The sequence below is a fragment of the Brevundimonas sp. TSRC1-1 genome, from assembly GCF_049898245.1.
In the GTDB taxonomy this organism is placed as follows: domain Bacteria; phylum Pseudomonadota; class Alphaproteobacteria; order Caulobacterales; family Caulobacteraceae; genus Brevundimonas; species Brevundimonas mediterranea_A.
The window spans coordinates 467600-488256 of sequence record NZ_JAFCXI010000001.1 but is presented as its reverse complement, the minus strand read 5'-3'; the positions used below and the strand labels follow the sequence as shown (position 1 = coordinate 488256).

Annotated in this window: 25 protein-coding genes; 15 read left to right on the top strand and 10 right to left on the bottom strand. The window is 67.1% G+C overall.

Going from position 1 to position 20657, the window contains the following annotated elements:
- Positions 1-29: 29 nt before the first annotated feature.
- The 3 genes from ACP7CK_RS02500 to mnmA are packed head-to-tail and all read left to right on the top strand — an operon-like array spanning position 30 to position 1865.
- On the top strand, positions 30-272 hold the full coding sequence (locus tag ACP7CK_RS02500) for a type II toxin-antitoxin system ParD family antitoxin (RefSeq protein ID WP_426025028.1): 243 nt from the start codon (positions 30-32) through the stop codon (positions 270-272).
- 3 nt (positions 273-275) lie between these two features.
- Positions 276-623 (top strand): type II toxin-antitoxin system RelE/ParE family toxin, encoded by a 348-nt coding sequence (locus ACP7CK_RS02495; RefSeq protein WP_426025027.1) that lies wholly within the window; start codon positions 276-278, stop codon positions 621-623.
- A gap of 30 nt (positions 624-653) precedes the next feature.
- The gene (gene mnmA, locus ACP7CK_RS02490; protein ID WP_426025026.1) at positions 654-1865 is read left to right on the top strand and encodes a tRNA 2-thiouridine(34) synthase MnmA; all 1212 of its coding nucleotides are present in this window, start codon (positions 654-656) and stop codon (positions 1863-1865) included.
- Between the two features lie 3 nt (positions 1866-1868).
- Here the strand turns inward: mnmA and ACP7CK_RS02485 are convergent, their stop codons facing one another.
- Positions 1869-2633, bottom strand: a complete 765-nt coding sequence (locus tag ACP7CK_RS02485; protein ID WP_426025025.1) for an energy transducer TonB — start codon at positions 2631-2633, stop codon at positions 1869-1871.
- Between the two features lie 106 nt (positions 2634-2739).
- On the opposite strand from ACP7CK_RS02485, the gene ACP7CK_RS02480 reads away from it, so the two are divergent.
- Positions 2740-5217, top strand: coding sequence for a hypothetical protein (locus ACP7CK_RS02480; protein WP_426025024.1), 2478 nt, complete (start codon positions 2740-2742; stop codon positions 5215-5217).
- A 5-nt stretch (positions 5218-5222) separates the two neighbouring features.
- Positions 5223-6323 carry a cytochrome-c peroxidase gene (locus tag ACP7CK_RS02475; RefSeq protein WP_426025023.1) on the top strand — a complete coding sequence of 367 codons (1101 nt, stop codon included), beginning with the start codon at positions 5223-5225 and terminating at the stop codon, positions 6321-6323.
- A gap of 2 nt (positions 6324-6325) precedes the next feature.
- Here the strand turns inward: ACP7CK_RS02475 and ACP7CK_RS02470 are convergent, their stop codons facing one another.
- Together ACP7CK_RS02470 and ACP7CK_RS02465 are read right to left on the bottom strand one after the other, a co-directional pair.
- A complete protein-coding gene (locus ACP7CK_RS02470; protein ID WP_426025022.1) occupies positions 6326-6673 on the bottom strand; it encodes a VOC family protein in 348 nt (115 codons plus the stop codon).
- 56 nt (positions 6674-6729) lie between these two features.
- Positions 6730-7431: a helix-turn-helix transcriptional regulator gene (locus ACP7CK_RS02465; RefSeq protein ID WP_426025021.1), complete on the bottom strand. Its 702-nt coding sequence runs from the start codon at positions 7429-7431 to the stop codon at positions 6730-6732.
- 604 nt (positions 7432-8035) lie between these two features.
- Here ACP7CK_RS02465 and ACP7CK_RS02460 point away from each other — a divergent pair.
- Positions 8036-9253, top strand: coding sequence for an RtcB family protein (locus tag ACP7CK_RS02460; RefSeq protein WP_008262927.1), 1218 nt, complete (start codon positions 8036-8038; stop codon positions 9251-9253).
- Between the two features lie 38 nt (positions 9254-9291).
- Here the strand turns inward: ACP7CK_RS02460 and ACP7CK_RS02455 are convergent, their stop codons facing one another.
- Entirely contained in the window at positions 9292-9966 is a 675-nt protein-coding gene (locus ACP7CK_RS02455; RefSeq protein WP_426025020.1) for a hypothetical protein, read from the bottom strand.
- Positions 9967-10000: 34 nt separating this feature from the next.
- Positions 10001-10492 (bottom strand): winged helix-turn-helix transcriptional regulator, encoded by a 492-nt coding sequence (locus ACP7CK_RS02450; RefSeq protein ID WP_426025019.1) that lies wholly within the window; start codon positions 10490-10492, stop codon positions 10001-10003.
- 213 nt (positions 10493-10705) lie between these two features.
- Here ACP7CK_RS02450 and ACP7CK_RS02445 point away from each other — a divergent pair, with 213 nt between their 5' ends.
- The 3 genes from ACP7CK_RS02445 (at position 10706) to ACP7CK_RS02435 (ending at position 12660) form a co-directional block, all read left to right on the top strand.
- Entirely contained in the window at positions 10706-11563 is an 858-nt protein-coding gene (locus ACP7CK_RS02445; protein ID WP_426025018.1) for an acyl-CoA thioesterase, read from the top strand.
- A gap of 67 nt (positions 11564-11630) precedes the next feature.
- Positions 11631-11906 (top strand): hypothetical protein, encoded by a 276-nt coding sequence (locus ACP7CK_RS02440; RefSeq protein ID WP_426025017.1) that lies wholly within the window; start codon positions 11631-11633, stop codon positions 11904-11906.
- A gap of 61 nt (positions 11907-11967) precedes the next feature.
- Positions 11968-12660 carry an alpha/beta fold hydrolase gene (locus ACP7CK_RS02435; protein WP_035309251.1) on the top strand — a complete coding sequence of 231 codons (693 nt, stop codon included), beginning with the start codon at positions 11968-11970 and terminating at the stop codon, positions 12658-12660.
- Here ACP7CK_RS02435 and ACP7CK_RS02430 read toward each other — a convergent pair.
- Genes ACP7CK_RS02430 through queC form a run of 3 tightly spaced genes read right to left on the bottom strand, consistent with a single transcriptional unit; the run spans position 12657 to position 14388 of the window.
- Positions 12657-13025, bottom strand: coding sequence for a 6-pyruvoyl trahydropterin synthase family protein (locus tag ACP7CK_RS02430; RefSeq protein WP_426025016.1), 369 nt, complete (start codon positions 13023-13025; stop codon positions 12657-12659). The two genes, ACP7CK_RS02435 and ACP7CK_RS02430, sit on opposite strands and share 4 nt — an antisense overlap.
- Positions 13025-13660, bottom strand: a complete 636-nt coding sequence (queE, locus tag ACP7CK_RS02425; RefSeq protein ID WP_426025015.1) for a 7-carboxy-7-deazaguanine synthase — start codon at positions 13658-13660, stop codon at positions 13025-13027. Before queE ends, ACP7CK_RS02430 begins: the two co-directional genes overlap by 1 nt.
- Entirely contained in the window at positions 13657-14388 is a 732-nt protein-coding gene (gene queC / locus ACP7CK_RS02420) for a 7-cyano-7-deazaguanine synthase QueC (protein WP_426025014.1), read from the bottom strand. The genes queE and queC overlap by 4 nt, the downstream gene beginning before the upstream one ends.
- Before the next feature lie 222 nt (positions 14389-14610).
- Here queC and ACP7CK_RS02415 point away from each other — a divergent pair, with 222 nt between their 5' ends.
- Complete coding sequence (locus ACP7CK_RS02415; protein ID WP_426025013.1) at positions 14611-16266, top strand: response regulator; 1656 nt, start codon at positions 14611-14613, stop codon at positions 16264-16266.
- Between the two features lie 18 nt (positions 16267-16284).
- Here the strand turns inward: ACP7CK_RS02415 and ACP7CK_RS02410 are convergent, their stop codons facing one another.
- Entirely contained in the window at positions 16285-17316 is a 1032-nt protein-coding gene (locus ACP7CK_RS02410; RefSeq protein ID WP_426025012.1) for a ligase-associated DNA damage response exonuclease, read from the bottom strand.
- An 80-nt stretch (positions 17317-17396) separates the two neighbouring features.
- On the opposite strand from ACP7CK_RS02410, the gene ACP7CK_RS02405 reads away from it, so the two are divergent.
- From ACP7CK_RS02405 to ACP7CK_RS02385, 5 genes are all read left to right on the top strand, one after another.
- Complete coding sequence (locus ACP7CK_RS02405) at positions 17397-17867, top strand: PaaI family thioesterase (RefSeq protein WP_372706061.1); 471 nt, start codon at positions 17397-17399, stop codon at positions 17865-17867.
- Complete coding sequence (locus ACP7CK_RS02400) at positions 17864-18256, top strand: PaaI family thioesterase (protein WP_008260356.1); 393 nt, start codon at positions 17864-17866, stop codon at positions 18254-18256. The genes ACP7CK_RS02405 and ACP7CK_RS02400 overlap by 4 nt, the downstream gene beginning before the upstream one ends.
- Positions 18257-18420: 164 nt before the next feature.
- A complete protein-coding gene (locus ACP7CK_RS02395; protein WP_008263080.1) occupies positions 18421-18771 on the top strand; it encodes a hypothetical protein in 351 nt (116 codons plus the stop codon).
- 89 nt (positions 18772-18860) lie between these two features.
- On the top strand, positions 18861-19298 hold the full coding sequence (locus ACP7CK_RS02390) for a hypothetical protein (RefSeq protein WP_008259595.1): 438 nt from the start codon (positions 18861-18863) through the stop codon (positions 19296-19298).
- A gap of 51 nt (positions 19299-19349) precedes the next feature.
- Positions 19350-19985, top strand: a complete 636-nt coding sequence (locus ACP7CK_RS02385) for a S24 family peptidase (protein WP_426025011.1) — start codon at positions 19350-19352, stop codon at positions 19983-19985.
- Positions 19986-20116: 131 nt separating this feature from the next.
- Here ACP7CK_RS02385 and ACP7CK_RS02380 read toward each other — a convergent pair whose 3' ends face one another.
- Positions 20117-20587, bottom strand: a complete 471-nt coding sequence (locus ACP7CK_RS02380) for an SH3 domain-containing protein (protein ID WP_008260398.1) — start codon at positions 20585-20587, stop codon at positions 20117-20119.
- Positions 20588-20657: the final 70 nt, after the last annotated feature.

The following is a 20657-nucleotide window of genomic DNA, read 5'->3' as shown; positions in this document are numbered from 1 at the left end:
GTTGGAAGCGCCTGTGTTAAATTCCAAGCATGACCATTTTCGCCGTACAACTCAGCGAACAACTTGAGGCCTTCGTCGATAGGCAGGTCGGCTCAGGCGCGTTTAGTGACCGATCAGCGGTCATCCAAAGCGCTCTGTCAGATATGTTGCAGCAAGACACGCAGTTGACCGCGCTCAAGTCCAAAATCCAGGAAGGCCTGGACGAGTTGGACGCGGGTCTCGGCATCGAGGTCGAGGATATCGAAGCCTGGCTCGACGGCCTCGGCCGCTGACCCTTGCCACTGCATCTCGTCGTGGCCCCTCTGGCGCAAAGCCAGATCGATGCGATCCTTCGAACAGGCGCCGTTGAGTTCGGCGATGTCGCCAGCGCCCGCTACAGAGTGCTTTTTACCGCCGCTTTTCGGCTTCTGGCTCAACATCCAAACCATGCTGTGTCCAAATCGCTCTCGCTGGACCACGAAACGGTGAGATTGTTTCATCTTCGCCATGCGCGTCATCTGGCGACGCCAAGCGAGCGGGTCAGTTCGCCCAGACATGTCATCGCCTATCGTCACGACGATCTTCGCATCGAGATCGCTCAGGTGTTGCATGATCGCATGGATATTCCGGCACGCTTGCGCTGAGGCCTCGAAATCGCGCGGGTTCCGCACTAAATGGCGGCCATGACCCTGGTCGAAGACATCTGCCCCGTTCCCGACATTCGCCGCACCGACATGGATGCGGCGGTCGAGAGCGCGCGGGCGGCGGTCGGCCTGCCGGTCGGGGCGCGCGTCGTCGCGGCCATGTCGGGCGGGGTGGATTCCACCGTCGTCGCCGCCCTGCTGCACAAGGCGGGCTATGACGTCGTCGGCGTCACGCTGCAGCTTTACGACCACGGCGCGGCGCTGAAGAAGAAGGGCGCCTGCTGTGCGGGCCAGGACATCCACGACGCCCGTCTGGCCGCCGAGATGATCGGCATTCCCCACTATGTCCTGGACTACGAGAGCCGGTTCAAGGACGCGGTGATCGATCAGTTCGCCGACTCCTATCTGAAGGGCCAGACCCCGGTCCCCTGCATCCGCTGCAATCAGACGGTCAAGTTCCGCGACCTGCTGGACGTCGCCCGCGACCTCGGCGCCGAGGCCATGGCGACGGGCCACTATGTCCGCCGCGCCGCGGTCGGCAATCGCTCGCAGATGCGCAAGGCGATCGACCATTCGCGCGACCAGTCCTATTTCCTGTTCGCCACCACCCAGGACCAGCTCGACTATCTGCGCTTCCCCCTGGCCGATCTGGAAAAGCCCCAGGTGCGCGGCGTCGCCGCCGAACTGGGGCTGAAGATCGCGGCCAAGCCGGACAGCCAGGACATCTGTTTCGTCCCTTCCGGCGACTATCGCACCCTGATCGACCGTCTGCGTCCGCAGGGCCGCGAGGCCGGCGAGATCGTGCACATGGACGGCCGGGTGCTGGGAACCCACGCCGGCATCACCGACTACACCATCGGCCAGCGCCGGGGCCTGAACGTCGCCGTGGGCGAGCCCCTGTTCGTCGTCAAGCTGGAACCCGAAACCCGCCGCGTCATCGTCGGCCCGCGCGAAGCCCTGCTGACCGCCAGCCTGACCTTGGAAGAAACCAACTGGCTGGGCGACGAAGCCACCATCGTGGAGGCGGCCGCAGCCGGCCTCCCCGTCCTGGCCCGCGTCCGCTCCACGCGCCAGCCCTCGCCCGCCCGTCTGACCCTGGTCGACGGCGATGTCCGCATCGTCTTCGACGAGGGCGAGGAAGGCGTCGCCCCCGGCCAGGCCTGCGCCCTGTACGACCCGGCCGACCCCGACCGCGTTCTGGGCGGCGGCTTCATCCGCGACACGACGGCGGTCGCGGTCTGAGCCTCAGCGCGCGGATCGCCCGCCCTCGCGCGGGCGATAGTCCAGCCGCACGCGGAACTCGCGCGTCCGCCAGGCCGTGCCGGCAGGGGGCCGGGGAAACGGCTCTGCGGCCCTGATCTGACTCAGGGTCGCGGCGTCCAGCGCCGCTCGACCGCTGCTCGACAAGATGCGCGCGTCGCTGACACGCCCCCGGCGATCCAGGGTGAAGGCCACCGTCACCAGGCCCGTGACGCCCCCGGGGTGTCGCTTGTGCGTCTCCACCCAGCGCAGAACCTCGGCGTAATAGTCGTCGACCTGGGCGCCCCCGTTGGCGCCGGACGTCGCCGCCCCGCCGCCCCCGGTCAGGCCCCGCCGCAGGTCCTGCGCCCCATCGGGTCCCGGTTCAGCTTCCGATCCGCCCTCCGCCTGAAACGAAACCAGCGGCTCCGAAACGGCGGACGTCAGGGCTATGGGCGTCGTCTGAAGTGTTGGAAACCGGGTCTGCGACGGCCTGGGCGCCGGTCGGACGGGCGCGGTCTGGACCTCGGGTTCATCCGCAGCCTTCGGATGGTCGCCTCCTTTGGAGGCCGCCGCCTCTGTCGATCCATCGACACTGTCGAAGGCCGCGCGCGGCGACAGCGTCAGTTCGATCACCGGCGCGCCGCCCTGATCGGGCGTCGGCGGGTGAACAGACCCGACCGCCAGCATCGCCAACAGACCCAATTGGACGACCGCAACGACCACCCCGGTCGCTGCCTTGGCGAGCGGAGAAACATACTCAGGCGGCATGAGGGGCGCATAAAACCGGATTGCTGAGAACGCAACTGATAATGAGTTGCAATTCAATTTAGCCAGGCGTACCCCGCCTCCGCTCAGTGGGTTGGGGATCATCACCATGCGTATCGCACTCGTTTCATCCGCCGGCGCAGCGGCTTTGCTGCTTGCAGGCGCTGCACAGGCTCAGACCGCCCAAGCGGCGGATGACGCCATCCCCACCGTCGTCGTCACAGACGAATCAAAAGCCTCCACCGCCTATAGTTTCGGTTCGGCCGTCGATTCCGGCACGACGGTCTTCAGCGGCGAGTCGGTCCAGGACCGCGCGCCCGGCTCGGGCGACGCCAATCAGTTGCTCAAGCTGGCGCCGACTGTCCAGTTCAGCGCCAACGAGGGCATGGCCGACGACGAGAGCCTTCAGGACCTCCGCCCCTCGCGCATTTCGATCGCCGGATCCAGCTATCTGGACAACCTCTTCATCTTGGACGGCGTAGGCGTGAACTCGCGTCTCGACACCTTCAACACCAACGCCCAGCACTATGGCGAAGTCGCCGGCGCGGCCTCCGCGCAGTCCATTTGGGTCGACTCCAGCCTGATCGGCGAGATCAAGCTGATCGATTCGAACATCCCGGCGGAATACGGCGGTTTCCTGGGCGGGGTGGTCGATATCAAGACCCGCGCCCCGGCCTATGCCTATGGGGCGACGGCCTATTATGGCTTCACCCAGACGGACATGGCCAGCTATCGGATGACCAACGCCGTGCGCGCCGAGTTGGAAGGCGTCTATCCTGATAAGCCGGGCTACGAAAAGTCGCGCTACGGCTTCACCATCGATCTGCCGGTAAATGATCGCCTGCGTCTGATGGGCGGCTACAGCTATTCCGACGCCACGGTCACCTACTACCGCGGCTCCGCCTATGGCGGCGGCCCTTTCGGCCAGACCAGCAAGAGCGAGAACTTCCTGCTGAAGGGCGAGTATGATCTGGCGACGGACCTGACGCTGGAAGGCCAGATCACCTGGAGCCCCTATGAGAGCATGAACGCCTCGGGCAACGGCATCGACAACCAGATGTACCAGCACGGCGGCGGCCTGGCCTCCAACCTGCGCCTGCGCGGTAAGCATGGAGCCGCCGACTGGAACGTCCAACTGACCTACGCCGACTCCGACAACGACCGCGACGCGCCCGCTGTGAATCTCAGCCTTCCGTCGTCCGTCGCCAACTGGTGCGACAGCAGCAACTGCACCATGGGCAGTTTCGGCGATCTGGAACAGTCACAGCAGGACTATGGCCTCAAGACCACGTGGTCACAGCCCTTGGCCGGCGGCAAGCTGATCGCAGGCTTCGACTTCGCCCATACGACGGCGGAAAAGAACCGGCCTCAAGACAACTACGCCTACTCGCGCAGCACAGTCAGTTCAGCAGTCAGATGCCTTTACCCCGAAGAGGCGGCGGCTCTCACCTGCGTGCCCGGCTCCTATGCTCTGACCCAGTATTCTATCTACAGGGCCTACCAGACCCAGCTGGACCTGCAGACCTACAGCCTCTGGGGCAGTTACGACTTCGACTGGCGGGGTTTCGAGGTTCGGGCCGGTCTCCGCTACGGCCATGAGACCTTCCTCGGCAATCATGATGTCTCGCCGCGCCTGTCGATCGCCCATGACCTGCCGTGGTTCGGAATGACTGCAACGGTCGGTCTGAACCGCTATTACAGCCGCGGTTTCCTAGGTTACGCCCTGCGGGAAGACGCACCGGACAACTACATTTATCGCCGCACGCCCGTCAGAGGCGTCTACGGCGACTGGACCTTATACTCCCATACGTCCACCGCCCGGTATTCAGACTCCGACCTGAAGACGCCCTATTCCGACGAACTGACGGCGGCGGTGGCCGGCGGTCTGCTGGGCGGCGAGTATCGGGTCAAAGGCATACTGCGCGAAGGCAAGGATCAGTTCTCTCTGACCAAAACGACCGAGACTTATATCAGCGAAACCCTCGGCACGCGCTCCCGCACCGTCTCGACGGTCGATAACGAAGGCTCATCCAGCTATCGCGGCCTGTCGGTCGAATGGATGCGAAAATTCGGCCGCCACACGATCTCGTTCAACAGCAACGTCTCCCACACCAAGACGTCGGCGATGGAGTACTATGACGAGCTCGAGGATACAGAGGCCGAGCTGGTCTATTACAAGGGCGAGGTCGTCTCCATGTGGAAGGCCCTGGCCGACAATCAACGCCCGGACTACGCCTCCCCCATCATCATCAACGCCGACTTGGGATCGACCTGGCTGAACGGCCGGATCCGCACCAACCTCAACGCCCGCTTCAAGGACGAATTCACCCAGGTCGAGGACACGGGCGAGAACATCACCGTCGATGGGTCGGCCTACGACGTCTACGGCGAAGTTCAGTACGACGCCTCCATCGACGCCAATCTGTCGCTCCAGGCCGAGATCGCCCGCACCCAGTTCGGCACGACGACCCTGGACCTGCGGGTCAACAACCTCTTCGACACGATCCGGAACAACAACTCGACCTCGACCAGCCAGCCCTACCAGCTGGGCCGCAACCTCTGGGTCTCGCTGAAATACAAGTACTGAAGACCTTGAAGCCCGCCCGCGACATCACCGCCCTCGTCGTCGCCGTCCTCGCGCTCCATCTGGGCGTGGGGGCGGCGGTCTCGCGCGTCCAGACGCCGTCCAGCGACGCCGAGCTTCGCCTCGCCTACGCCGGCGGCCCCGAGACCTGGCCTCGCCCGCTCCTGCAAGAGGGCGCGACCTTCGCCGAGTTCGCCCCCCTGCCCCCGGCGCCCGAGCCGGCCGACAATCCGACCACGCCGGAAAAGTCCGCCCTGGGCCAGCGCCTGTTCGACGATCCGAAACTGTCGGCCTCGGGCCAGATCGCCTGCGCCTCCTGCCATGCGCGGGAGCTGGGTTTCGCCGACGGCCTCCGCACCTCCTTCGGTCATGACCGCCAAAGGGGACGGCGCAACGCCCCCTCGGTCGCGACCGCCGCCTGGGCGACCAGCCTGTTCTGGGACGGCCGGGTCAGGACGCTGGAGGAGCAGAGCCTGCACCCCATCGTCGACGCCAGGGAGATGGCCGCCGACCTGCCGGCGGTCACGGCCCGCATCGCCGCCGACCCGTCCTACGCCGTCCCCTTCGCCCAGGCCTTCGGCTCGCCCCAGGTCACGACCGACCGGATCGCCAAGGCCCTGGCCGCCTTCCAGCGCACCCTGAAGCCCCGCCCCAGCCCCTACGCCCGCTTCCTGGCCGGCCGGAGCGACGCCCTGAACGATCAACAGCTGCGCGGCCTGCACCTGTTCCGCACCAAGGCCGGCTGCGCCAACTGCCACTCCGGCCCCCTGCTCAGCGACCAGAAGTTCCACAATCTGGGCCTCAGCTTCTACGGCCGCGCCCGCCAGGATCTGGGCCGCTACGAAGTCACCGGCGCCCCCGCCGACGTCGGCGCCTTCCGCACCCCCTCCCTGCTGAACATCAGCCGCACCGGCCCCTGGATGCACAACGGCCTGTTCCCGACGCTGGAGGGCGTGGTCGCCTTCTATGACGCCGGCGGGGCCCGCCCCCGTCCCGCCCTGGACCAGAAGGATGATCCCCTATTCCCGACCACCGATCCCTTACTGGTCAAACGGAACCTGACGCCACAGGAGCGCGCCGACCTCGTCGCCTTCCTGGAAGCGCTTTAGCCTCAGACGGCGTAGACCCTCAGCCGATGCCCGTCCGGGTCGCGCGCCACGAAGCCGCGCCCGGCCTCCATCTCCATCGGCGGAATCAGGATGCGCGCGCCCCGGTCCCAACAGTCGATATGGGCCTGTTCGACGGCGGCCGGGTCGTCGAGCGGGAACTCCAGCTCGCGCCCCTCGCCCGCATCGGCAGGGGCCCGCCGCATCAGACCCAGCGCCCGGCCCGAGCGCATCATGAACAGGGCGCGGTCCGGCCCCGCCATCAGGGGCCGGTGCCCCAGAAGGCCCGAATAGAAGCGGGCGCTGGCCTCGGGATCGGCCACCGCCAAAAGAATGTCGTCGATGTCAGTCATGTTCGCCCTCCGCCTTCTACGAGAACAAACCTAGACCGGACTACTGCCAGTTCCTGTCAGCATGATCCCGCCTCACCCCGTTTTTCCTGCGCCTCGCGCCAGGTCTTCAGCAGGGCTTGGCGCGAGGTGGGATAGCGCGCCTCCGTCACCTCGGCCTCGACGATCCGGTCGGTGCGGAAACTGCGGAAATCCTGCCTCAGTTCGCACCAGGCCAGCAGCAGCCGCACCCGGTCGAAGAAGACCAGGGCGAAGGGCCAGACCACTCGTTCCGACGTCGCCCCCGCCTCGTCGCGATAACACAGCCTTAGCCGCCGCTCGGTGCGGATCGCCTTCCTCAGCAGGGCGGGATCGACCAGATCGGTCGGAAAGGGCGCGCCCGGCACGACCAGCAGGGCCGAGGTCTCCATCTCGTCGCGCAGGTCCGGCGGCACCACCGCCGCGATCCGCGCCAGCGCGCCCAGCGCCGCCTCGCGCATCCGCGCATCGGCCCGGTCGGCCACCCAGCGCGAGCCCAGCACCAGGGCCTCCACCTCCTCCGGCGTGAACATCAGCGGCGGCAGCAGAAAGCCCGGCTTCAGCACATAGCCGACCCCCGGCTCCCCCTCGATCGTCGCCCCCTGGGCCTGCAGGCTGGCGATGTCGCGATACAGGGTGCGCAGACTGACCCCCGTCTCCTCGGCCAGGGCACGCCCGCTGACCGGCCGGCGACGCCGCCGCAGGGCGTTCAGAAGATCGAGCAGGCGTTCGGACCGGGACACGTCGCGATCCTAGCAGACCTGCTGCCAGAAAGCGGCAGCATCCATCCTCCTCAACCTCGTCGGGGGCGCCGACCACAACCCCTCCACCCGGGTCGAGCGCCGCTTCACCGCCGCCGACTGGACCCGCGACGGCGAGATCATCACCATCCGTCACACCCCCCCGCCTCGCCCACGCCCCGCTACATCCGCGTGCGCGGCACCAACGGCGCCGAGCTTGAGCCCGCCGGCGAAGCCCCCTGGAGCGACCTGTGGTGCTACGCCAACCCGGTGTTCCTCACGCCGGAGGGGTGATGGTCGCGGGTCTCTTGTGCCCCCCGCGCCCGGCGGGGTTGTGCAGGCGGACTTCGAAGTGTAAACGCCCACCTCCGAAGACGAGAGACCCATGTTCACCCACTACGTCCCCATGAATGCGCCCAAGGGCTTGGACCGACTGCCGGTCCAGGGCGAATGCGCATGCGTGAGGGGTAGGTAGGGAAAGATCGGTCATCGACTTCGGTTTTCCAGCAACCCCTCCCGCCACCGGCCGGAGGGGTTTCTTGTATCCGCAAGCGACGTCTCTCCGTCCGGTCCGGGAGGATCACAGACAGAGAAGGAGACGTCGGCCATGTCAGGCTATGACGTGATCGAAGGCTCGGGCGCGCCGATCAAGGCGTGGACCCGAGGGGTGCCCATCGAGGATGCGGCGCTGAAACAGTTGAAGAACGTGGCCTCGCTGCCGTTCATCCACAAACACGTCGCGGTCATGCCGGACGTGCACTGGGGCATGGGCGCCACGGTGGGGTCGGTGATCCCGACCGTGGGGGCCATCATCCCGGCCGCCGTGGGCGTGGACATCGGCTGCGGCATGATGGCGGTGCGGACCTCGATCCGCGCCGAACACCTGCCCGACGACCTGTCGGCGATCCGCTCCGCCATCGAGGCGGCCGTTCCGCACGGCCGCACCGACAATGGCGGGCGCAACGACAAGGGCGCCTGGGCCGCCGAACCGCCGGCCTCGGCCGTGACGCGCTGGGCCGATCTGAAGGCGGGCTATGACGCCGTGGTCGAGAAACACCCCAAGGCGGCGCACCCGCGCGGCTTCGGCCATCTGGGCACCCTGGGCACGGGCAACCACTTCATCGAGCTGTGCCTCGACGAGGCGGGTGACGTGTGGGTGATGCTGCACTCCGGCTCACGCGGCGTGGGCAACCGGTTCGGGACCTATTTCATCGAACGGGCCAAGCACGAGATGCGTCGCTGGCACATCAACCTGCCCGACCAGGACCTGGCTTACTTCCCGGAAGGGACGGACGGCTTCGTCGACTATGTGCGGGCGGTGTCGTGGGCGCAGAAGTACGCGCGCGCCAACCGCGAGGTGATGATGGACAGCGTGCTCGGGGTGCTGAAGGCCTTCTGGCCGGATCTGGAGACGACGCAGGAGGCGGTGAACTGCCACCACAACTACGTCTCGAAGGAGAAGCATTTCGGCAAGGACGTCTTCCTGACCCGCAAGGGGGCGGTGTCGGCCAAGGACGGCGAACTGGGCATCATCCCCGGCTCTATGGGGGCGAAGTCCTTCATCGTACGCGGCAAGGGCAATGCGGACTCGTTCTGCACCTGCTCGCACGGCGCCGGTCGGGCCATGAGCCGGACCGAAGCCAAGCGCCGCTTCACGATCGAGGACCACGTCCGCGCCACCGAGGGCGTGGAATGCCGCAAGGACGCCGAGGTGATCGACGAAACCCCGATGGCCTATAAGGACATCGACGCGGTCATCGCGGCCCAGACCGACCTGATCGAGGTCGTGCACACTCTGCGTCAGGTGGTGTGCGTCAAGGGATGACGGGAGCCGGTTCCGCCGCAGGGTGGGGCCGGCTTTCGTCATTCAGGTAAGGGACGCCAATACACCCAATGCGGCTCGGTGATCAGCGGCGGCATGGACGGAATGGATGGTTTAGGAAGCTCCTCTGGCGCAGTTGCAAAGGACACTTTTGTCCAATCGAATGCTCGGGTGTCCAGTCCACCTGTGAAGACCTCCAGCATTACTAAGACCCCCGTCTCATCCGCCCAGAACTGCGCACCGACGACGGCTCTCAGATCGTCCACCAGAAACCAGGACACATGGTTGGTGATGTCACTGACCGGACTTCTGGGGTGCTGGCTGCGAAAGGTGGTCACGCCCCCCACACCGGAGTTGTAGCGCGCGACGACTTCGGCGTCCTCGAAATGGCGGCGCAGTAGTCCTGCATCAGGTCCCGCCACGGCCAGAAGTTCATTTATCGCGGCAACTTCCAAGGTGGAAAAACCCGGCCCCTGAACATCCTGGAACTTCAATCCTGAAAACCAGAGGCGATAGTTGCGAATGACCCCCTGCCGCCAAGCCAGGAAAGCCAGCGTCCAACTGAACACATAAAGGCCGAGAAACCACGGAATCGACGCGTTCTTGAATACAATCAGGACGGCAAAACAGCCTGCGGCGAGCATGAAAGCCGCCACAAAGAAGATCGCCTTCCGCGCCCGCGCCTTCCGGCTGGGACGTCGATTGAACTTATCCAAGGCTAAAACCCTGGCTGCGCAAATGCCACGCCCCCTAAGCCGCCTCGTCCTTCGGCATCACATCCCCCACCGTCGGACGGTTCTCCGCGCGCGTCAGCAGGATCTCCCTCGGCTTGACGATCTCGCCGCAGCAGCCGCAGGCGATGCGCGGCGTCAGGGTCTGGCCGCAGGTCGAATGAACCATGTCGATTCCGCAGTCGGTCTCGCCATAGACGTGTTTGGCGCCCCAGCCGTGCAGGGTCACCAGAACCCCGTACAGATCCTTGCCCTTGGCCGTCAGCACATATTCGTTGCGCGGCGGACGTTCGGAATAGGGGCGCGGTTCCAGCACCCCGTGCTGGACCAGGCTTTTCAGCCGCGCGGCCAGGACGTTGCGCGCCACGCCCAGATTGTCCTGCCACTGTTCGAACCGGCGCACCCCGTTGAAGGCGTCGCGGATGACCAGCAGGGTCCACGGATCACCGATCACCTCCAGCGTGGCGGCGATGGAGCAGCTTTGGCGGCTGTAGTCTGCGGTGCGTCCCATGCGACAAAAGTGACCCCGCGTCAGCCGCTTGGCAAGAGGGTTGCCAAACCGAACCCGCTAAGTCAGTCTTGTTTGGCAACGGACTGACGGACCTCCCGGTTCGCCGACCTTGTTCCTTTGACTGGCGGAGGGCTCTGCGCTCAAGTCGCGAAGCGTAGCGCAACTTGAAAACTAGCCTTCCGCCTCTTCTTCGCCTGACGCAGGATCGCGCCCATGGCCCATATGACGACTCCCATCTCCCTCGACGCCGCCCTGGCCTTCCACACCCTGGACGACGGCGGCCTGTCGGCGCCCGTGCCGGGTCATTTCTCCAACGGCCCTTCCGGCATGGCGCCGGAGAAGGGCTTCCCCTTCGGCGGTCTGTTGGCGGCCCTGTGCGCCCAGTCGATGCGCCGGGGCCTGTCCCTGACCGCGCCACTGCGCACCCTGTCGGTCCAGTATCTGTCGGCGGCCCGGTTCGGCGATCAGGTCGTCTTTCGTCCGCGCCTGCTGCGCGGCGGCCGCAATGTGATCTATGCGGCGGTCGAGGCGGAACAGGACGGCCGCATGACCCATCACGCCACCGGGACCTATGGACTGGACGGCGACACCACGCCCCTGACCCCGCTTCATCTGCCGCCGCCCCCGCTGGACAGCCTGAACCCCGCCGCCACCATCCAGGGCCCTATGTCGCCCCACTTCGCCCAGCACGTCGAATACCGGTTCGACGGCGGCCCCAACATCCTGGGCGGCAATAGGGGCAAGCCGGTGATCGAGCGCACCTGGATGCGGATGGCCGATCGCCGCCCGCTGGACGAGGTCGGGCTCTGCTATCTGCTGGACGCCCTCTATCCCCCGGCCTGGACCGCCTCGTCCACCCCGGCGCCCATGACCACCGTCGATCTGCGCATCGACATCCTGACCGACCCGACGCCTGAAACCGCGCCCGAGGGCTGGGCCTTCTTCGAGTTCCGGATGCTGGACCTGGGCCTGGGCTGGACGGTGGACGAGGCGACCGCCTGGGGCGCGGACGGAACCCCGCTGGCCATCGCGCGACAGCGGCGCAAACTGCTCCCGCAACGCACGGCCTGACCCGGCGACGGTCAGGCCCTGTTCACCATTCGGCTGTAGGCTCCACATCTCACGAGAGACTCCTCCGATGACCGACCGCCGCCCCCTGCGCGCCGCCGCACTCCCCGTCCTGCTGGGGGCAGCCCTGCTACTCCAGGGCTGCGTCGTCGGCGCCGTGGTCGGCGGAACCGCCGCCGTCGTGGGCGGCACGGCCAAGGCCACCGGCGCAGTCGTCGGCGCCGGCTTCGACGCCGTCACCACCTCCGACGAGGAAACCCGCGCCCGCCGCGAACGCGAACAGCGCGAGTACGAGCGCGACCAACGTCGCTGCGAACAACGCCAGCGCCAGGGCAAGGCCTGCTGATCGGCTGAGGCAAGCCGCCTTCCCTTCAGTGGGCGAGAGAAAGCCGTGCTAATGTCGGGGCATGACCCCGACCGTCCTGATCCCCGGCCTCGTCTGCACGGCCGAACTGTTCGCGCCGCAGATTCCTGCCCTGTGGTCGCACGGCCCGGTCACCATCGCCTCGACGCTGGAGGGCGACACCATCGCCGGGATGGCCGCCGCCATCCTTCGCGACGCCCCGCCCCGCTTCGCCCTCGGCGGCCTGTCGATGGGCGGCTATGTGGCGCTGGAGATTCTGCGCCAGGCGCCGGAGCGGGTCGTGAAACTCGCCCTGCTCGACACCGCCGCCCGCCCCGACACGCCCGAACAGTCGACTCAGCGCCGCGCCCTGATCGCCCGCGTCGAGGCCGGCGAGCTGGAAGCCGTGCTGCACCAGATCGCGCCCAACCTGCTGCACCCCGATCATCGCATGGACCAGCGCCTGATCGAGCTCCAGGTCCGCATGGGCCTGGCCCTCGGCGCCGCCGGCTTCGTGCGACAGCAGATCGCCATCATCGGCCGCATCGACTCGCGCCCGCGCCTGGCCGACATCAAGGTTCCGACCCTGGTCCTGGTCGGCGACAAGGACGCCCTGACCCCGCCGGATCGTTCCGAAGAAATGGCCGCCGCCATCCCTGACGCCCGACTGGTCGTCGTGCCCAACTGCGGCCACGCCTCGACGCTGGAACAGCCCGAGACGGTCAATGCGGCGCTGGCGGAGTGGCTGAACGTCTAAAGACTCAGCACGCACCGCTCGTTGATCGTCGGCCGCGCCACCTGCACCCGGCACAGGCCCGGCCAGGCCGGCTTCAGCGCCTTCACGAACCACAGGCACAGGTTCTCCAGGCTGGGCAGTTCCAGCCCCTCGTGCTCGTTCAGCATGCCGTGGTCCAGCTGCTCCGCCGCAGCCTTCAGCGCCCGGTCCAGCGCCCCCAGGTCCGCGACCCAGTTGTGCTCGGCGTCCAGGGTCTCGGAGCGGATCGTCGCCTCGACCGTGAAGGAATGGCCGTGGACGCGGCGATAGATGCTGCCCTCGGGTTCGTTGGGGAAGTGGTGGGCCGCGTCGAAGGTGGCCTGTTTGGTGATTTCGAAGACGGGCATTAGCGGACGCCGATGTACTTGTGGGTCTGGACGCTCAGGCGCCACTGGGGATGGGTCAGGCAGTATTCGATGGCGGCGGCGGTGTTCGCCGCCTGGTCGGGGCCGTCCATGGGCTGGAGCCAGAACCGTTCGAACGCCAGGTGTTCGAACCGCTCAGGCAGGGCCTTGGGCTGCGGATAGACCAGCTTCAGCTCCTGGCCCTTGATCTGGATCAGGCCCGCGTCCGCCTTGGGACTGACGCAGATCCAGTCGATCCCGTCCGGCGCCGCCAGGGTGCCGTTGCTCTCGATGGCGATCTCGAAACCGCGCGCGTGCAGGGCCTCGACCAGCGGCGGGTCCAACTGCAACAGGGGCTCGCCGCCGGTGCAGACCACCAGTTTCGGATCCCCTGCCCGTCCCCGCCACATCGCCGCAACATGATCGGCCAGCAGGTCGGCGCTCGCGAACTTGCCGCCGCCGTCCCCGTCCACGCCGACGAAGTCCGTGTCGCAGAAGCTGCAGACGGCGCTCGCCCGATCCTGCTCGCGCCCGCTCCACAGATTGCAGCCGGCGAAGCGCAGGAAGATGGCCGGCCGGCCCGCCTGCCCGCCCTCGCCCTGCACCGTCAGAAAGACTTCCTTGGCCGAATAGGTCACGCCTTGGCGCCTTGGGATGCGACCCAGTCTTCATAGCCCGCCGCGCGCAGTTCACAGGCCGGGCATTCGCCGCAGCCATAGCCCCAGGCGTGACGGTGCGTCCGGTCGCCCAGATAACAGGTGTGGCTGTCCTCGATGATCAGTTCGACCAGAGCCTCGCCGCCGATCCGGTCGGCCAGTTCCCAGGTCTGCCCCTTGGTCAGCCACATCAGCGGGGTGTCGATAACCACCGGCTTGTCCAGCCCCAGCGACAGGGCCCGCGCCATGGCCTCCATGGTCTCGTGGCGACAGTCGGGATAGCCCGAATAGTCCGTCTCGCACATGCCGCCGACCAGGACCTCCAGCCCGCGCCGATCCGCCAGGGCCGCCGCCGCCACCAGGAAGATCAGGTTGCGCCCCGGCACGAAGGTGGTGGGCAGGCCGCGCGCGTCCATCTCGATCTTGCGGTCGGCGGTCAGGGCGCTCTCGGCGATCCGGCCATAGCCGGTCAGGTCCACCACATGGTCGTCGCCCAGCCGGTCGGCCCATTGCGGCAGGGCCGTCTTCATCCCGGCGCGCACCGCCTGGCGCGCCTCCATCTCGACCCGATGGCGCTGGCCATAGTCGAAGCCGACCGTCTCCACCCGCTCGAACCGCTCCAGCGCCCAGGCCAGGCAGGTCGCGCTGTCCTGCCCGCCGGAGAACAGGACCAGGGCCGATGTCGGAGACTTTTCCAGGATGACGCTCATGACGAATCTGCGGTCGGCCGGTCGGCCGCGCGCATGCACAAAGGGATGGGGACCCATATGGGTCGGGGCGGCCTTCTACACCAGAGGGGCGGACGGCGCAAAATCCGGGTCGCCGGTCCGCACCTGACGCCGCATTTCATCCACGAAACTTTTTGATCCGGCTTAACTAATCCGCAAGCGCTTCCGGTCAAGGTTGGCAGGGAGTAAGGAGTTCCAGGCAGTATGCCGATCATTGAGACCCTTTCAGAGCGGCCCGAGCCCATCGCCCCGTCCACGCTCGGCTGCGCGGTGCTTGCGCGTTTCGAGCGCGAGCCCGACACCCTGGTCATCCCGGTTGTCGAGAATGACCGCCCCGTGGGTCTGGTCGAACGCACCGCCTTCCTTCAGAAAATCGCCGGCCGCTTCGGCCACGCCCTTTACGACACGCGCCCCATCAGTTTCGCCATGGACGCCGAACCTGCGGTCGTCGAAGGCGACACCCGGATCGACGCCTTCTCCGACATCATGTTGCGCGGCGGTCCCGCCGCCCTGCTGCGCGGCTTCATCGTCACCAAGAACGGCCGGTATCATGGGGTCGGCACAGCGGCGACCCTGCTCAAGGTCGCCACCGACCGCCAGCGCGAACACGACGCCCAGATGGCCGATCAGGCCGCCATCCTCAACGACACCCGCGCCCAGGCCATCGCCGCCGCCCGCGCCAAGAGCCAGTTCCTGGCCATCATGAGCCATGAGCTGCGCACCCCGATGAACGGCGTGCTGGCCGTGGCCGAACTGCTGCGCCGCCAACCTCTGAACGAGGCGGCCCAGGCCCACGTCCAGACCATCGTCGATTCCTCCGAAAGCCTGCTGCGCATCCTTCAGGACGCGGTCGACCTGTCCAAGGCCGAGGCGGGCGAGCTTGAGCTGAACCCCGTCCCCACCCCGCTCCGCGCCGTCATGGACGACGTCCAGTCCCTGTGGGAGCCGCGCGCGTCCCAGGACGGCGTGACCCTGATGGTCGGTTACGAGGGCGACACCGAACTGGCGGCCGTCATCGACGGCGTGCGGCTGAAACAGGTGTTCAACAACCTGATCGGCAACGCCCTGAAATTCGCGCGCAACGGCATGGTCGAGGCCCGGCTCAAGGCCTGGGTCGAGGGCGACCAGATCCGCATGCAGGCCCGCGTCCGCGACGATGGCCCCGGCCTGGACGCAGACCGCGTCGATTCCGTCTTCGAACCCTTTGTGCACGGCTCGGGGCCTGACGGCGCCGGCCTGGGCCTGTCGATCTGCCGTCAGGTGGTCGACCGTATGGGCGGGCGCATCTGGGCCGAGAACAACCAGGGCCGCGGTGCCACCTTCGCCTTCGACCTGACTGCGCGCCGCGCCGTGGTCGAGGTCGAGACCCCGTCGAACGTGTCGGACCTGTCCGAGCTGAACCTCCAGTCCGCCCCGCACATCCTGATCGTCGATGACAATGCGACCAACCGCGTGGTGGCTCAGGCCCTGTGCGAAATGTTCGGCTGCAGCTCGGAACTGGCCGAAGACGGGATCGAGGCGCTCCAGGCCGTTCAGGAAAACCGCTACGACCTGATCCTGATGGATATCAAGATGCCGCGCATGGACGGCGTCCAGGCCACCCAGGCCATTCGCGCCCTGAACGGTCCGGTCAGCCGCATTCCCATCGTCGCCCTCACCGCCAACGCCGATCCGGAAGACGCCAAACACTATCTGTCCATCGGCATGGCCGCCGTGGTCGAGAAGCCGATCAAGCCCGAACGCTTGCGCATGGCGATGAACGCCGCCCTCTCGACGACCCAGGCCGCCGCCGATGACAGTGGCGAGGGCGATGGTGAGAGCGCCCAGGCTCCAAAGCGCCGCGCCGCCCGTCGCGCCTGACGCGCTTCAGGCCCTGGCTCAGTCTGGCCGGACCTCCAGCGCCTCCTCATCCTCCTCGTCGTAGCCCACGAGGCGCAACGCCCGCGCCTTCTGGCCGTTCAGCTCGGCCCATCGCAGCAGCCCCTCCTCGCGGCCGTGGGTGATCCAGATCTCGTCGGGCTTCAGCTCTTCGAAGGTGGCGACCAGTTCGCCCCAGTCGGCGTGATCCGACACCACCAGCGGCAGTTCCACGCCCCTCTGGCGCGCCCGCGCCCGCACCCCCATCCAGCCGGACGCAAAGGCCGTCACCGGATCGGCGAAACTGCGGGCCCAGCGATCCTGGATCGCCGACGGCGGCGCGATCACCACCTCGCCGCCCAAGGCGCCCTTGCCCAGACCCCGCGCCGGCAGGACCGGCCCCAGGTCGATCCCCTCGCGTTCATACAGGGCGTTCAGCCGCTCCATCGCCCCGTGGACATAGATCGGCCGCTCCCACCCCGCCTCGCGCAGGCTCATGATGATCCGCTGCGCCTTGCCCAGGGCGTAGGCGCCGACCAGATGGGCGCGTTCCGGAAACTGACCCAGCGACCGGATCAGCCGTCCGATCTCCTCCTCGGTCGGCGGATGGCGGAACACCGGCAGGCCGAAGGTCGCCTCCGAGATGAAGACATGACAGGGCGTGGGCTCGAACGCCGGGCAGGTCGGGTCGCGCCGGCGCTTGTAGTCGCCCGACACCACCATGGTCAGGCCCTTCCACCTCGCCTCGACCTGGGCCGAGCCCAGCACATGGCCGGCCGGGACCAGCCGCAGGTCCACGCCGTTGACCGCGGCGGCCTCGCCATACTCCACAGCCCGCATCTGCCCCGCGAACTCGGCGCCATAGCGTTCGGCCATGATGGCCAGGGTCTGGCGTGTCGCCAGCACCACGCCGTGCCCGGCCCGCGCATGATCCGAATGGCCGTGGGTGATCACCGCCCGATCCACCGGCCGCACCGGATCGACGTAGAAGTCACCCGGCGGGCAATACAGGCCGGCGGGCGTGGGGTGCAGCAGGTCTTCGGGGCGGATCATGGGACCGTAACGCTCTCGACGCCGTCGGGTCCCCCCTCCATACAGGAGACGATCATCGGCTTCACGGGCGTTCCTTTCGCATGCAAGACAGTTTCGTCGACACCATCCTGCCCCAGCTGGCGACGGGGTCCGCCCACACCAGCGCGCTGGGCTTCGTCTTCGACGGCCTGCACGAGGGCGATCCCCGTATTCGCGTGCCCTGGCGGCCCGATCTGGTCGGCGATCCCGACACCGGCGTCCTGGCCGGCGGCCTCGTCACCACCCTGCTGGACCACATCGGCGGCCTGGCGGTCTGGACGGCCATGGCCGAGTTTCAGCCCATCGCCACCCTGGATCTGCGGGTGGACTATATGCGCGCCGCCCATCCGCGCGTGGACCTGCTGGCCCAGGGGAAATGCTACCGGCTGACGCCGACCATCGCCTTCGTCCGGGCCTGGGCCTTCGAAGAAGACCCATCCGACCCGGTCGCGGCGGCCCAGTCCGCCTATGTGCTGAACCGCGCGCGCCCCGCCCGGGAGAAGACGGCCGCCAACCGTGAGGCCACGGCATGAGCGACCTTCTCGAACGCATCCCCTACGCCCGTTTCCTGAACCTTCAGACCTTGGTCAGCGGCGACGAGATCACCGTCATCCTGCCCTTCGCCGACCGGCTGATCGGCAATCCCATGCTGCCGGCCCTGCACGGTGGTTCGACAGCGGCCCTGCTGGAAATGACGGCCATGGCCCAGGTCGCCCTGGCCTTCCCCAGCCCGCGCCTGCCCCGCCCGATCAATGTCACCGTAGCCTATCTTCGCACCGGCCGCCCGGTCGACGTCTTCGCCCGCGCCAGCATCAGCCGCGCCGGCCGCCGCGTCGCCCATGTCCAGGCCGAGGCCTGGCAGGAAGCCCGCAGCCAGCCCATCGCCTCCCTGACCGCCCATTTCCTGCTGGACAATCCCTAAGCCTTTCAGCGGCTTCGGGCGGACGAAAACAGAAATGACACCCCGTTCGTCGAACAATCGGCGCTGAACACGCGCACGACCATCACGGTTAACAAGACTCTACCAAGCAAGGTTAATCCATGTTAAGCTTACATCTCTTGTAAACCTTGTTTTAGGGGCTTTCTATGGAACGGACCGAAGTCATCGCCAGCGTCGCCGGCGATCTCCACGCGACCGAACACGCGATCGACGCCGCCATCACCCAGGCGACGACGCTGGTTCAATCCTTCATCGGCGCCCGCGCCGCCCTGTCCCTTTCGCCCGTCGCCGCCACCGCGTCGCAGGCCAAGGCCATGGAAACCATCGCCGCCCTCGCCGCCGCCCGCGAGTCCATCGTCGCCTGCCACGCGGAACTCCAGAAGGATCACCGTCGTATGGGTTACGGCACCTACGCCATCGGTCCGGTTGGCAAGCCCGACGACTGGCTTGATCCCAAGCCTGTCAAGCAGACCGGCCACCTTCGCTCGGTCGGGTGAATTTTTGGTAAGCTTAGCGGACTGACATTATCGTTTAACCAGCAATGGTTCATTATCGCCCCCGTGCACTCAGTGCGGGGGCGATTTGCATGGTGAACATGGGTTATGCGGTCGTCGGCGCGATCTTCATGGTCGGCATGGTCCTTTTCGCCTTCATCAAGGGCGGACCGCGAGAACGAGTCGGTGCCGGTTATCTTCTTGCCGCTTGGTTCGCCTCACTGCTCGTTCAGGAGAACAACGGCTTTCGCGGATTGCCTATTGGGATGTTTCTCATTGATGCGATGTCCCTAGTGGTATTCGCCGCTTTAGCCTGGCGGGCGCATCAATCCTGGCCCGTATGGGTAGCCGGCCTACAGCTGATTACTGTCATGGCTCACATCATGATCCTGACGACGAAGACGATCCCCATAGCGTCGCTCTACACAGTGATGAACTTGATCGGCTATCTCATCATCATCTGCATCGGCGTCGGCACCTTCTGGGCCTGGCAGGAGCGCAAGGCTGAGGCCGAGTTTGCGTCTAGGTAGAAATTCCTAATCCCATCCCCTAAACTTCCCCGACTCAGTCGCGGGAACCCCATGCCCCTGTCGCACGCGAAACTCTGGAAGGCCGTGGACGCCCTGGCGCGGCGCGAGGGGTTGTCGCCGTCGGGGCTGGCGCGGCGGGCGGGGCTGGATGCGACCAGTTTCAATCCGTCCAAACGGTTCGGCGCCGGCGATCCGCCCCGTCCCCGCTGGCCTTCGACCGAGAGCATGACCCTGATCCTTCAGGCGACCGGCGTCTCCCTGGCCGAGTTCGCCGCCCTGGCCGACGATGCGCCGCCGACGTCCACGACCGTGCCCCTGCTGGGCCTGGCCCGCGCCGGCCTGGACGGTTTCTTCGACGACGCCGGCCTGCCGGTCGGCGACGGCTGGGATCAGACCGAACTGCCCCGGGTCAACGCCACCACCTTCAGCCTGCGGATCAGCGGGGATTCGATGGCGCCCCTGTATCGCGAGGGCGACCGTGTCATCGTCGACCGCGGCGACCCCGCCGTGCGGCGCGGCGACCGGGTCGTGGCGCGCCTGACCTCGGGCGAGGTGGTGGCCAAGGAGCTGACCGGCCTGACCGCCCGCGCCGCCACCCTGTCCTCGATCAACCCCGACTATCCGCCCCGGATCGTGCCCCGGCGCGAGATCGAATGGATGGCCCGCATCCTGTGGGTCAGCCAATAGAAAGCCCCGCCCGGCGAACCGGACGGGGCCAGGCTCGAACGGCGAACCGTGAGCCTTCGACTGTCCCGGCGGCGGAACCGGACGGGGCGTAAGCAGCCCGCCGCCGAAAACAGTCTTTCCGCAAGCGACCCTTAGCGGGTCACGTAATTCGCATTGACCCAACCGCCGCCGGCGATCTGGATCCAGTCGCCTTGCGAGGCGACGGCCGTGAACTGTTGGCCGGCCGACAGGCTGCCCGCCTGGCGGAAGCCGGTGCCGGGGCCGCTGCGGATGCGCAGGTTCGTGCCGGCGCGATAGGTGTTGGCGTTGGCCTGGGCCGCGGCGCGGGTGCGCTGCTGGTTGCAGCCGATATAGGAGCCGGCCGCCGCGCCGGCGCCGGCGCCGACCACGGTCCCGGCCGTGCGCTCATTGCGCGCCAGGTTCGAGCCGACCACGCCGCCGACGACCGCGCCGATCAGGGCGCCAACGCGTTGACGGCCGCCGGGGGCGTCGCAGTTGGTCACGCCATTGGCCTGGGCCTGGGCGGCCATGGGGGCGGCGGTCACCAGGGCGGCCAGCGCCGCAGCCGTGGCCAGACCCGTCTTCAGAAACTTGCTCGACATAACTCTATCTCCTGTCATCGGGCTTGCCGATGAGGAGACAATGCCCGGCCGAACCTGAAGGCTCCCGGAG